We start from the raw sequence: 13043 nt of genomic DNA on the forward strand, positions 1-13043 counted from the left end.
CAGCCGGGCGGACCCGTCGGCGATGTGACGTATGAACTGCGCCGACCGGGCGAGCGGCACGCCGATCGTGAACTGGGTGTACGGCTCGCTCTTGGGGTTGAGGATCCGGCCGCGGACCCGCACCTCGGCGGCCTCGGGCGCGATCTTCCAGCCCTCGGCGGCGGGGAACAGCTCGGCGAGGGACTTCTCCTCGCCCTCCGGAACCCCGTCGAGCCGGCGGTTGCTCTCCGCCACGAGGCGGGTGACCCGGCGGCGTGCCGCCCGGTTCTCTCGGGCGAGCACCTTGCTCGGCGCGCCGACGGACTCACCGATCGACGCCTTGGGTTCGCGCAGCGGCCGGCCGTCGGCGCCCCGCGGCTGGTAGTTGTCGATCTTGATCTCGACCAGTCCGTCGTCGCGGCTGACCAGGACGTCGCCGTAGCCCAGGCCGTCGGCGCCGACGAACTGGTGGCGCCGGCCCTCCACCTCGATGCCGATCGCGCCGAGGCGGGTGCCCTCCCGGTCGGCGGCGGGCGCGTCGACCAGGGCCTGCGCGGTCGTCGGCGCCGACGGTGCCACGGCGGCGTCCTGCACCTGACCGTCCGGGGCGACGACGAGCACCCGCGCGTCGACCGGCGGGGGCAGCTGCGAGGCGGGCCGGACCCGGGAACCCGGTGGCCGGTTGAGGTCGGCGTAGCGGATGCCGTGCTCGTCGCGATGCGCCACCACGGCATGCCCGACGTCGCCCGGCTTCCCGATGAGCACGTACGCCGTGGTGCCGGGCACGCTGTCCCGCAGGGCCGCGTCGATGTGCTGCCAGGTACTGGTCGGCTGCCACTGCCGGTCCGAGATCCCGGGGAGGACCGTTCGCGTACCGGCGTCCAGGTCGTCGCGGGCCCGGGTCGTCTTCAGGCCCTCCGGGTGCCGCGCGCCGGCGAAGCGGCGCAGCGAGGTGACGCAGGCGGCCGGGTCCTGCGCCCGGGTGAGCGGCGGTACGGCGTCCACATCGTTGCCGAAGGTGTCCGTGCCCGCGCTGATCCCGTCGAACGGCCGCACGTCGTTGAGCACGTCGAAGCCCGTGTCGTCCACGGCATCCGGCGGGAAGAGCAGCCAGGACTCCTCGCGCTCGGTCACGAGGTCGCCGGAGGACAGGTTCGGATCGGCGGTGAGGCTGGTCTGCGGGGCCAGGACGTCGCTACGGTGGGCGCCGGCGAGCTGGTGCGCGAAACCGCCGGCGAGGCTGCCGGTGTTGCAGGCGGCCAGGGCCAACGGCGTTCCCGGGGAGCCGACCACCTGGGCGAGCTGGCCGGGGCTGAGCGCGACCGTGGTGGTGCTGCCGTCCGGGTGGCGCACCGGGGCGTACACGACCTCGCCGGCGCCGTGCACCACCACCGCGGTGGCCGCGCCCGGGGGCAGCGGAGGACGGTCGCCGATCGTCTGCCACTCGCGGTCGGAGACGAGGGCGATGCCGGGCCGCTCGCCCGGCAGCGTACGGATGACCAGGGGGTTGCCGTCGGCGAGCCAGGTGCCGTCGGCGGCGCGGGTGACGGCGGCCACCGGCGGGGCTCCGGACTCGGCGCCGCCGAGCGTGACCGGGCCCGGGATGAGCTGGTAGAGGGCCTGGGTCAGCTGATCCCGCTGCGGGCCGGTGACCCGGCTCCAGAGCCGGTTGAAGTACGCGGCCTGGGCGCTGTCCGGATCCGTGGTCAGCGCGGCGATGGTCCGGGCGATCACCTGGGTGGCCCGCGGGTCCGGCTCGATGGCCTCCAGCGCCTCGCGGAGCGCGGCGACATGCCGGTCACCGATCGTGTCCAGCTCCGCGTTGAGCGCATCGAGGAGCGGCTGCGGCAGCGGGATCGACATCCCGTAGTCGTCGAGGCTGAGCCGGGCCGGACCGCCATTCGCGCGGATCACGGCCTTCAGCGCGGCGTCGTCGCCGAACGCTCGGCGGAGCCGGTCCACCTCGTCGAAGGTGAGCACGCGGTCGCCGGCGGGGATCGCCTGCAACGACCGCAGCACTTCGCGGGCGGTGTGCACGGTCTCGTACGCCGCGTATGCCGGGTCCTCGGTGACGTCGAGGACCTCCATCGTGTCCTTCGTGATCGCCCGCTGGGCCGCGTTCAGCTCGGCGATCGCGGTCTCGTCGGCGCGCGGGTCGCCGGTGCCGGGGAACTGGGTGATGTCCGAATCCGGGTTCAGCTGCGGCAGGTACTCGCGCAGGTTCAGGTACGGCCGATGGATCAGCTGCGCGAGGTTGGCGGTGTTGGCGCCCTCCAGCACGGCGGGGAGGGTGCCCTGTTGGTAGAGCTGGGTGAAGACGGACTGCGGCAGGTTGCCGGTACGCAGGATCAGGACCTCGCCGGGCGCCAGCGACTCGACCGCGGCGGCGGCGCCGGGGTCGTCGGCGCGGGCGTACCGGATGCCCGGAACGGTTTTGGCCTCGGGCAGGCGCGGGTTGCCCAGCAGCAGCACGACGGCCGGCTTGCCGAGCCTGGCCGCCCGTACGCCCGCCGCGAGCTGACGGGCCGCGGAGACCTCGGTGGCGAAGCCCGTGCGGTGCAATCCGTAGACCGGCATGACCTCGGCGGGCTCCGCGGGAACCTGCACCGGCATGACCTCGGTCCGGCCGTTTTGCGCCCTGCTGACCAGGGCGGTCAGGGTGCGCGCCACGACCGGGTCGGGCACCGAACGGTTGATCTCCGCGAGCGCCTCGGACGGCGGCGGAACCGGGTAGTTGTAGACGGCGAAGGGATCGATGGCCGAGCTGAGGTCGGTGCTGCGCAGGGTGTCGCCGGGGCCGCGCTCGAGCAGCATCCGCCGGCCGAGCTTCCACGCGAACGGCTGCATGACCAGCGCCTTGTCCGCGCCCAGGTAGGACAGGAAGTCGCGCTGCGCGTCGCTGTCGCTGATGTGGTCGATGGCCGGGACGAGCACCGTGGCGGGCCGGCCCCGCGAGTCCAGCAGCCGGGGCCCCGGCTCGACCTCGCCGGCCTCGAACTCCGGCCGGACGTCGAAGGACAGGCCCTGCCGGGTTCCGTACGCCGCCAGCCCGCCGGGAGCCATCCGGGCGAGCGCGTCACGCGTACCCGCGGACATGATGACCCGGATCGGCCGCCGGTAGCCCTGGTGGCGCAGCGAGTCGATCAGCATCATGCCGGCGGCGACGTGCCCGGAGTTCGTGGCCTTGTCGATGTAGACCGCCAGGTCGGGCTGGTTCGGGTCCTGGAGGAACTGCCGTACCCGCGCCTGGGCGACGACCGGGTCCGGCCGGCCGGGCCCGCCGAACATCACCACGTCCCCGTCCGGGTCGGGGTCGGTCGGCGGCGCGGTTCCGGTGGCCGCGACGTCCGGCCGGTACGGCTTGCTGATCGACATCTGCCCGGGTACGTGCGTGGGCATGAAGTGGTAGACCGGGTTCTCGGCCTGGTCGGGTGCGCCGGCCAGCTTGCCGCTCTGGCCGTCGAGGAAGACGACGTGCCCCGATGCGAGCTTGACCACGTTGAAGACGTGACCGTTCTTCTTCGAGAACTCGTAGGCGACGAGACCGCGCGAGCCCGGCGGCAGGGACCCGAGGTGCGACAGCAGGGCCTGCGGAAGGCCCAGCTTCTGGAACTTGCCGCCCATGCGGTCCTCGAGGACGCTGAGCCGTGCGATGGGCCCCGCGAAGGGCGCGCTCTGCACCGGATTGCCCGCCATCCGGCTGTCGAGGATCTGCGAGGTGATGTGGCAGTTGGTGAAGTTCCTCTTGTCGGGATTGATCAGGTCGATGTCGGGGATCAGGTGGCGCACGAGGGCGTCGAGGTCCTTGGCGGAGGCCTGGTCCGAGTGGAAATTGCGGGCGATGACCGGCGGCATGCCCGGGCCGGGTGTGGCGGCGATGTGATCGAGCAGCTCGGTGCGGACGCGGTCGCGGTGCTGCTCGATGGCGGCGCGCTCGGCCGGGGCCCAGTGCGGCTGGGCGGCCATCGCATCGAGCTGCCGCAGTTGGGCGCCGAGGCCGATCTCCTCTCCGTGCATCGTCGGCGCGGGGCCATCGGGGCGGTCGATCATCTCGACGTCGTCGCTGAGGGGCGAGCCGGGATCGTCGGCCATCTCCACGTCGCCGGTGGACGGCGTCTCCGGCGCGTCCGCCATGTCGACGTCGCTGTCGGTGGCTGTGGCGCCGAAGCCGGGCGCGTAGCTGCCGGTCGCGGCGGACGGCGCGGCCACCCTGGCGTATGTGAGCCGGCCGTAGGCGTCGCGGGAGCGGCGGAGGCGGACGGTCCCGGTGGAGTCGGAGGGCCGGAAGGTGGTCGTGTTCGGACCGTCCTGAACCTCGACGGTGACGCGGAGGTCCTGGGCGATCAGGCGGAGCACGACATCGTCGGCGGCGCGCTGCTGGCGGCGTTCCGTCGAGGAGGTCTCCGCGTCCGGCGACGAGGCCCGGCGCGGCGCGATCGCGGCGATGACGAAGTGCCCGTAGGCGTACGGTTCGTTCCGGCGGCTTTCGGCGAGTTGTTCGAGCAGGTCGGGGCTGGCGTTGAGGCCGGCTTGCAGGGTGCGGTTGCGGATGTCGGATGCGGTGAGGTTGGTCTGGTCGGCGATGGCGGCGTAGATGGAGGCGCGGCTGATGTGCACGCCGCCCTGGTTGACGGTGTCGGCGGCGTTGGCGAAGTCCTGCCGGATCGTGTTCGCGTTGTTCGTCAGGGTGAGCTGGCGTGCGGCGTAGACCTTCTGGTCGGGCGGCAAGCCCATGCTGCTGCCGGTGCCCGGGACGTTGAGCGACAACGCGGGGTTGAGGGTGTTGTGTTTGCGGCCGCCGAGGCTGTTGCTCTGGCTCGGGGTAAGCGTCGACGCCCACGACGGTGTGGGGGCGAACGAGGCGGGCACGGCGGGGGCTGAGGGCGCCGGGTAGTAGTACGACGACGCGGCGGGATGGTACGTGGGCCGGTTGTAAGGATCGGGCTGGGCGCCGTACGTGTCGGGGTAGGCCGACAGGCTGATCCCGCGTTTGGCGGCGCGGGCGTTGGAGGGTCCGCCGCGCTGGTCGCTGTTCGCGTCGAAGCCGAAGAACCGGTCGGCGACGGTCTGCATGGTGGTGTGCGACTGCCGTACCCGACGCGACATGTCGGTGTCGGAGGGCGGGATCTTCGTGATGACATCGGCGGCCAGCCGGGACAGGTCTGTCGGGACGGCCGCCTGCGCGTAGTCGACGAGGAATGCTTGGCCGCGGACCTCGTGCCGGTTGTTCTGGGAGTCGACCTGCAGTTGTCCGTCGAGGATCTCTCTGGGTAGTTGACGCAGGTCGGAGAAGCCGTAGTCCTGGGCGAGCTCGCGGGCGTAGGCGCGCTGCAGGTTGATGCCGAGCTGTCCGAACTCGGCGCCGCCGTCGCCGAACTGCACGGTGCTGTCGCCCAGGGCCAGGAGTCCGTCGACGAACAGGTTCGGCTCCGGCGCGTACGGAAGCAGGGGGTGGATCTGCGCCTGCCGGTCGCGGGTCTGCATGTCGTCGCGCACCGCGTTGCGGAACCGGTTGACGAAGTCCGTGGCATTGCCTGGGTGGTTGAGGCGGGCGATCGCTTCGCGCAGCTTGGTGCGCTTGCCGCTGTTGCTCTCGTTTTCCAGCTCCTGCATCAGTCGCGCCCGGGTATCCGCGATCAATGCCTGCGAGGACCCGACCCGGTACCCACCGGTCATCATCAACGGCCGCACCGGGCGCGGATCCGGGTTGGAGTCGTCGGCGGTGGTGCGCTGCTGGAACGCGTCGAACACGTGCGCGCCCGATTCGGTGGTGCGCGCTCCAGTGTCGAAATCCTGAAAGGACACGTACGGGTACGCGCCACGGGCGGTGAGCGCCTCCACCGCCGAGGTCGTTTCCCGTGAATTCAGGACGGCGTTGCGGGCCCGGCCGAACGGGAATCCCGCGGACGACCGGCCCACCGCATGCCCCGCGATCGCGACCGGGTACGGCAACGTCTGAGCCAGCTGCACCGCCTGATTGACGGCGGTCTGCAATGCGGCGTCGGGCTGCGCACTCGTGGTGTTGACCCCGACGACGAACGCGACCCGCGTGCCCGGTTGCAGACCCTGGGTCATGGCCGCGATCACGGCGGGCAGCCGGTGCACCTCGTGCGCGGGCACCATGGTGTTCACCACGAAGCCGATCGGCGCGTTCCGGTCGATCAGCTCGTTGCGCACCGCCCGGTACGTCCCCGAGTCCACCCGCCGCTGCCGGCTCACCAGCGCGTCGAACGCCGGGTTCGTGCCGCCGGCGACCCGTGGGGGCGGCGCGGGGCGGCTGCCGAGGGCGTCGGGGTCGAGGTCGTGGTCGACGAGGGTGGGTGTTGGGGGCAGGTCGCCGCGGTCTGGTGGCAGTGCTGCGGCTGCGGTTTCGGCTATGCGGTCGAGGTGGCGGTTGTGGAGGTCGGGTGAGGTGCCCGACATGAGGGAGGTGTCGCTGGGTTCGTGGCGGTTGAGGACGCGGGGGTGGGGTCCGGTGTCGCGGGCTTCGTCGGGTAGGCCGAGTAGGTGGGCGGCTTCGTGGGCGATGTCGAGGTCGGAGGTGGTGGTTGACCAGGTGGTTTGGGTGGGTGCGATGGGTGTGCTGTGTAGGTCGATGCTCAGGTGTGCCTGGTGGGGGTCGTCGGTGAAGTCGAAGGTGACTTGTATGTGGTCGGTGCCGAGTCGGTAGTCGCGGTTGAGGGTTTGTTCGATGGCGGCTTTGGCGCGGGTTTCGGTTTGGGTTTTCTGCTGCCGGGCTGTTTCGTCTTTGGGGTTGAGGTGCAGGCGGACGGTGAAGTGTTGGATGCGTGGGCCGGTGGGCGGCTGGATGATCTGGTGGTCGTAGCGGATCAGGCCTTCGCGGCGGTTGAGGTGTGGGATGGGCCGGTCGGTCTGCGGAACCTCGAGGCCGGCCTGCTCGTACGAGCGGGCCACGAGGTCGGGCACACCGCTGCTGGTCGGGGGCAACTCCACCACGTCGTACGACTTCGCCGCCACGGTCCGTACCGGCGTGACGGTCTGATCGGTCGTCTCGCTGCCGGCGGGTTCCGTTGTGGTGGTGGTCTGCGGGCCCTTGACGGGATTCGCCCAGGGCGGCAGGTCCTCGCTGGAAGGAGACAGCGGGGAGACGGGGGAGTCGGAGGTGGCGGTGTCGCCCGGGGACAAGGGGGAGACCTCGCCGGCCACAGGTGGGACGTCGGTGTTCAGTGACGGCAGCGTGGGGCGGGCGGGGCGGCTGTCCGGCGAGGGCTGAGTTGTGTTCGCCGTGCTGGTGGGGGCCGCCTGAGAGGCCGGTCCGGGTTGTTGCGTGCCAGGCCCCGGCTGCTGGGACCCGGTCGTTGTAGCCGCGGCGGGCTGCTGGAGTCCGGTGGTGGTGGTGGCGGTCGGGTCGGGCTGCTGGGGTGACGACTGCGGGGCTTCGACGTCGCCGATGGGCTGCGCCGGGGCGGTCGGCGGTGCCATGCTCGCCGGCGCGTCCGTGCGGGTCTGGTCGGTCGTACGCGTCTGGTCAGGCGTACCGGTCTGGTCGGTCGGGCCGGTCTGGTCGGTCGGGCCGGTCTGGTCGGTCGGGCCGGACTGGGTGGTCGGGCCTGGCTGGGTGGTCGGGCCGGGCTGGAACGCCTGCTCCGGAGCGGGGCGGACGCCGGGCTGTGCCGTGGGGTTGCCCGTAGCGGTCCCGGGCGTCGCTGTGTTCCCCGTCGCCGGGGTGTTGCCGGTCGTGGTGCCGGGTGCCGTGGGCGGGGTGTTCCCGGCCGTGGTGCCGGGCGCGGTCGTGTCCGCATCGACCGGACCCGCCTGTCCGGTGTCCACAGTGGTTCCGTCCGGCACGACCGAAGACGCGACGGGGGGTGCCACCGGGGGCGCAACGGGGGATGCGACCGACGGTTGACCGGCCTGGTCGCCGGTGCCCGGGCCTTGCGATACCGGGGCCGGCGGGGCAGCCGGCTGGGGAGCCGGGGTCTGGGGGGCCGGGGCTTGCTGGCCGGCGGTGTCCGTGTCGGGGGTGGTTACTCCGCCGCCTCGGGGCGAGTCCGACGGGAGCGGGTCCGCGGCGCCCGGTGTCGTGTCGAAGCCCGGCAGGCCGCCGGGGGTGGTCGCGGGTGCGGCCGGCGGCGTCTGACCGACCGGCAGCGGCTGCCCGCCGGGGGACTGCTGACCATTACCGGCGACCGGATCGCCACCGGGCTGACCGGTCTGCCCGTTGCCGGTCTGCCCGTTGCCGGTCTGTCCGTTGCCCACGGTGCCGTTGCCGACCTGGCCGTTCCCGGTACCGACCTGGCCGTTGCCGACCTGGCCGTTCCCGGTACCGACCTGGCCGTTGCCCACGGTGCCGTTGCCGGGTGAGCCGTTGGGGGCGTTGTTCCCGTCCGGCGTGGGTGACCCCTTGACCTGCGGCTGCGGCTGCGGTTGCCCGTTCCCGTTCTGGCCTCCCGCGGGCGGCGAGTAGGGCGGCGGCGCCTCGTCGCCGTACGGCTGTTGCTGGTTCTGATTGGGGTTCGGTTCGGGGGTGTAGGGCGGTGGCGCTTCCGCACCCTTGGGTGTCGGGGTGGACTGGCCGTCTCCCGCCTTCGGCGTGTAAGGCGGTGGCGGCTTTTCGCCACCCTGTGGTTGATCGGTCTGCGGCGGCTTCTCCGGGCCCGGCGGCAGCTGGTTCGGCGGCAGGTTCGAGTTGGCCACGTCCGGCGGCGGGCCGAACGACTGGCCGAACTTCGTTGCGTAATGGTCCAGGTAGGCGCCGCCCACGCTGGAGGTGACGGTGCCGGGCTTGAAGAAATTGGGATCGCCGCCGAGGGCGAGTTCGGCCAGGCCTTCGAAGATCATTTCGCCGATGCCGGAGAGGGTCTCGCGGCTGAGCCTGTGCTTGTTGATCCACGGGATGACCTTGCCGCCCACGATCGTCGTGAACGCGGCGCCGATGGCGACCAGCATGCCGGCGAAGAAGGACTTGAGCAGGTCCATCGTGTCGATGCCGTCTTTGCGGTTCCCCTCGAGGATCTGGGTGACCTGCGTGGCCAGGCCCTGCCAGACCTCCTCGAAGCCCTCCTGCAGGCCCTCGATGGAGAGCCGGGCGAGGACCTGCAGCAGCCGGTTCTTCAGCTGGGCGATCAGCGTGTTGACGATCTCCTGGCCGATTTTGATCAGGCTCGGCACGAGCGCGGCGCCGAAGCCCGTGGCCATGGCGATGGCGATCTCCACGACCTGGGTGAAGGCCGCGATGATGATGTTGTACTGGGCGGCCTCGGAGTCGAGGGCGTACTGGTAGGCGGAGGCGCCCAGCTGGTTGGCGACGTTGCCGGCCTGGGGGACGTGCCGGGTGATCGTCGGCTGGTAACCGGCGAACGCCATCGCCGCCGGACCTTCGAGGCTGCCGCCGAGCTGCAGCCCGAGGTTCGCGGTCTGGTACATGCCGTCGACCAGCGTCGCGGCGAACTGGTACAGCTCGTCGCCCATGGCGCGCAGCGCCGCCGGATCCGCCTCCGGGAACTCCTCGCCGACCCCGTACAGGATGAGGTCGTACGCCCACTGCCATTCGGGGTCGTTGGGGATGTGGAAGTCGGGCATGGACGGTCCGGGAGCTGCCGCTCAGAGGTCCGTGACGATGGGCACGGCCGTGCCGTCGGGGGCGAAGCTGACGTACAGCGGCTCGTAGCCGGGCGCGCCGGGGTCGACGGCCGGGTTGTCCTTGACCACGAAGACGGGGCCGTCGCCGAGGTCGATCGGCCCGCCGTCGGCGCCGGTGACCCGCAAGTCGGGGGTGAGCGGTGAGATCGACTCGAACCGGTTGGCGTCGAGGTGCACCGTGCCGTCGTCCAGCGGCATGAAGCCCTGCAGATGGTAGCCCGGGGCGAGGGGTACGCCGTCGATGTGCACGTCGTGCCACTGGGCGGTGAAGTAGGAGGCCGACATGAGCGGGCTGAGTCCCGGCCCGTACACCTGGGAGGCCTCGACCCGGGGCAGCAGCGGCGTCTCGTCGAGGGGTTCGAGTCCCGGTTCGACCGGCCGCCTGCTCAGCAGGATGCCGGGCCGCACTTCTCCGCGCCGCATCTCCGTCTCGTCGGAGGCGACCACCTCGTCGGGCTGCGTGAGCCGGCGCAGCGTCCGTGCCGGCCGGGCCTGGACCGCTTCGACCCGTTCGCCGGGGCGGACGGACTTGCTGAACACCTGCGGGCCGTCCACGACAACCCCGTTCCGCCCCTCGACCACGTTCCGGGGGGTCTCGCCGGGCCGCAGCATGCGCTCTCCCCGAAGCTGCGGCGTGGCCTCGACCAGCCCCTCCTGCCCCTCGACCGCGTGCCGGCGGGTCTCGCCCGGCAGCAGCATCCGCTGTGCCCGGAGCTGCGGCGTCGCGGTGGCGGGTGGCGACTCGTCGACCGGACGGCGGTTCAGGAAGGCGCCCTGCGGCAGGTCCTCGAAGCCGCCGGCGAGCTGGTTGCTCATGTCGTACGCCTGCTCGTCGGACGTGCGGTACAGCTTGCCGCTCTCCCGCAGCCCGTTGGCGGTGTAGTGCAGGGTGCCCTTGACGCTGCCGACGATCGAGTCGAGGGCGTCGAGGCCCTCGAGGAATTTCTGGGAGAACTGCTGGCCCATGTCGTCGTCGCCCCAGCTCTTGCCGTAGCGGACGCGGAGCTGCTCCAGCTGGGTGGCGTAGCTCTCGTAGAGGGTGCCGTGCTCGGCGTACGAGTCACCGAGCTGGATGACGCCCTCCGGGTCGACCCAGACGTAGCCGCGCGGCTGACCGCTCATCGGTCGGCTCGTGCCATGCCGAGGAACTCCCGTACGCTCGTGGCCATCCGGGGCTCGGCCGGCAGGAACGTCTCGGCGCCGGCGGTTCCGCGGACGAGTGCCTGGGCGTCCATGCCCTCGGGCAGGACCGGCGCGAGCAGCTCGGCGGCCCGCTGCAGGGCCTGCTCCTTGGCGTCGGCGTAGGTCTGCATGATCACGGCGGTCAGTTCCGCCGGGGTGAGCCGCTTGTACGCGCCGGTCGGGAACGTGACGTCGGTGAGGACGCCGTTCTGCCCCACCGTGACGGTGACCTCGCGGCGCGGGGATGTCGCCGACACCGATATCTCGCGCATCTTCTGCTGCATCTCGGTCAGGCTGGAGCGCTGTCGCTCGTACTCCTGGAACAGGTTCTCGATGCGCTCGTTGAAGTTCATCCGCCCGTCCTCCCTCCGCCTCGGCCCGTCCCAGTAGAGAGCCCGGCCCGCGCGGCCACCAAGGATTCGGCGCCAGACGGGGACGAAAGTGCAGGCGTTCTTCCCGAGCTCTCCGCCGGTCCCGAGGGCGGGTGGGTCGAAGAAGGCAGATCGGGGACGACGTTCGGACATCCGCGGCGATCCGCCTTGCCCTGGGACGTCGACATCCATCAACACTCTTTCCTGCGAACGCCGGACCGCGCGATGCGTCCGGGGTCGTCCCTGAAGACGAGCACGACGAAAGGAGTGTCGCTGTGACCATGCCAGTGGTGCAGACAACCGAACAGGGCATGCAGGCGGCAGCCCAGGAATTCTCGAACCGGGTGACCCAGTTCAACGGCAATCTGCAGAGCGTCAACTCGCAGATGGCGGCGCTGCAGGCCACCTGGACCGGTGACGCGTCCAAGGGCTTCAACAACGCCATGGACAGCTGGGAGCGCTCGTTCCAGAAGGTCATCAACGAGCTCATCACCATGCTCGACGTCATGGGCGTGACCACCAAGGGTTACCGCGAGGCGGAGAACACCGCCGCGTCGGCCGCTCAGTCCTTCGCCTCGGCGCTGCCGGGCGTCTGACGATCCCGCTGCCCGCCCGCTCTCTCAGAAAGGAACGCGGTGTCCAACTACCGTTTCGACTTCAGCACGGCTGACGCCACGCTGTTCGACATGAACAAGATCAACAACGACATCAAGACGGCGCTGGGCGACATGGAGCGCTACGTCGAGAAGTCGCTGCAGGACTGGACCGGTGACGCGCGGGCCCAGTACGCCGTGTCGAAGGCCGCCTGGAACCAGGCCGCCAACGAGATGACCGTCTACCTGGAGCAGGCGCGGGTGACGTTGCTGCAGATCTCGGACAACTACGGGACCACCGAGCAGCGGCACGCGGCCATCTGGAACGACGTCCGCGGCGGCTGATTCCGCCGCCGGCTGCCGTGTCCGATCGGCGCGGTGGCCGGCAGTCCCGCCGGCCCGGAGTCATGACCCGGGCCGTCGGCGTCTGTCCACCCGGTAAGCGCCCGAGAAAGGCCGTGCGCCATGGCAATCGATTTCCACACCCCGACCAAAGAGTCGATCGAGGCCGTCGGAATCCTCGACAAGTGGAACAAGGACCACCACAAGCCGGACGACTGGATCCAGAATCTCGTCGACCGGGTCCAGGCCGACATTCTACGGAACCAGCCCAGCAATCCGAACTATCCCAACCGGTTCAACTTCGAGGGCTACACGCAGGAGGAGAAGGACGCCTACAACTACTACAAGAACGAGGTCATCGAGACCGAGCACTGGAAGAAGATCGTCGCGGATTATCAGAAGACCACCGCGAACAAGGACTCCGTCGAGTACGAGCACAAGCCCGGCGAGGGCAACAACTACGGCGTCGACAACGACTCCGGCTTCGCCCCGCCCGTCGTCCACGAGTGGAGCGACTCGCAGAAGCAGGGCAACGGCGTGGCCGTGAACACCCAGGCGCTGCAGCACTTCGTCAAGCAGCTCGAGGCGATCGAGCCGGACGGCACCGGCGGGCTCGCCTGGAAGGCCCGGGCCGAGATCGAGAAGGTCAACCTCAAGCCCGGCGGGTTCGCGAAGGCGGAGCTGCTGCGCCGCAAGATCCAGGGCACCGGCGGCAACGACGACGGCCTGCGCGGCGACACGATGGAACTGCTGATGACGGTGCACCAGGCCATCTACAACCTGCGCAAGAACCTCACCGCCATGATCAAGGAATACGAGACCGGCGAAGAGCTCAACAAGATGACCGGTGACCAGCTGACCGAGGCCATGGAGACGGCCTGGGCCGAGATCGCGAAGCTGAAGAACAACGGCACCGGCAGCTCCACGGACCTTCCTCAGGGCACCCCGGACCCCCAGTTCAACACCTGACGGC

6 protein-coding genes (1 of these 6 running past the window's edge) are annotated in these 13043 nt (G+C 70.8%); 3 read left to right on the forward strand and 3 right to left on the reverse strand.

The features are described from left to right. The 3 genes in view from AB0K03_RS10495 to AB0K03_RS10505 are tightly spaced (at most 21 nt apart) and all read right to left on the reverse strand, a layout consistent with a single transcriptional unit that may run on beyond the window. A protein-coding gene (locus AB0K03_RS10495; protein WP_364682851.1) for a toxin glutamine deamidase domain-containing protein crosses the window boundary here: on the reverse strand, positions 1-9522 show its 5' portion. 18279 nt of this gene lie to the left of the window's left edge; only the first 9522 of its 27801 coding nucleotides appear in the window; it begins with the start codon at positions 9520-9522; its stop codon lies off the left edge, out of view. Between the two features lie 21 nt (positions 9523-9543). After that, the gene (locus tag AB0K03_RS10500; RefSeq protein WP_364682853.1) at positions 9544-10704 is read right to left on the reverse strand and encodes a hypothetical protein; all 1161 of its coding nucleotides are present in this window, start codon (positions 10702-10704) and stop codon (positions 9544-9546) included. Beyond that, positions 10701-11117 carry a YbaB/EbfC family nucleoid-associated protein gene (locus AB0K03_RS10505; protein WP_364682855.1) on the reverse strand — a complete coding sequence of 139 codons (417 nt, stop codon included), beginning with the start codon at positions 11115-11117 and terminating at the stop codon, positions 10701-10703. Before AB0K03_RS10505 ends, AB0K03_RS10500 begins: the two co-directional genes overlap by 4 nt. 293 nt (positions 11118-11410) lie before the next feature. Between AB0K03_RS10505 and AB0K03_RS10510 the strand changes: the two genes are divergently transcribed. The 3 genes from AB0K03_RS10510 to AB0K03_RS10520 all read left to right on the forward strand — a co-directional run bounded on the left by AB0K03_RS10510 (position 11411) and on the right by AB0K03_RS10520 (position 13039). Beyond that, positions 11411-11731: a WXG100 family type VII secretion target gene (locus tag AB0K03_RS10510; RefSeq protein WP_346015959.1), complete on the forward strand. Its 321-nt coding sequence runs from the start codon at positions 11411-11413 to the stop codon at positions 11729-11731. Between the two features lie 39 nt (positions 11732-11770). Next, positions 11771-12073, forward strand: coding sequence for a WXG100 family type VII secretion target (locus AB0K03_RS10515; RefSeq protein WP_364682857.1), 303 nt, complete (start codon positions 11771-11773; stop codon positions 12071-12073). A gap of 120 nt (positions 12074-12193) precedes the next feature. After that, positions 12194-13039 carry a hypothetical protein gene (locus AB0K03_RS10520; RefSeq protein ID WP_364682859.1) on the forward strand — a complete coding sequence of 282 codons (846 nt, stop codon included), beginning with the start codon at positions 12194-12196 and terminating at the stop codon, positions 13037-13039. The last annotated feature ends 4 nt before the right edge of the window (positions 13040-13043 follow it).

The sequence above is a fragment of the Actinoplanes sp. NPDC049316 genome, from assembly GCF_040677315.1.
Classification (GTDB): Bacteria; Actinomycetota; Actinomycetes; order Mycobacteriales; family Micromonosporaceae; genus Actinoplanes.

Coding starts and splice junctions, on each gene's coding strand:
- AB0K03_RS10500 (WP_364682853.1), bottom strand. CDS start 10,704: ATGAGCGGTCAGCCGCGCGGCTACGTCTGGGTCGACCCGGAGGGCGTC.
- AB0K03_RS10505 (WP_364682855.1), bottom strand. CDS start 11,117: ATGAACTTCAACGAGCGCATCGAGAACCTGTTCCAGGAGTACGAGCGA.
- AB0K03_RS10520 (WP_364682859.1), top strand. CDS start 12,194: ATGGCAATCGATTTCCACACCCCGACCAAAGAGTCGATCGAGGCCGTC.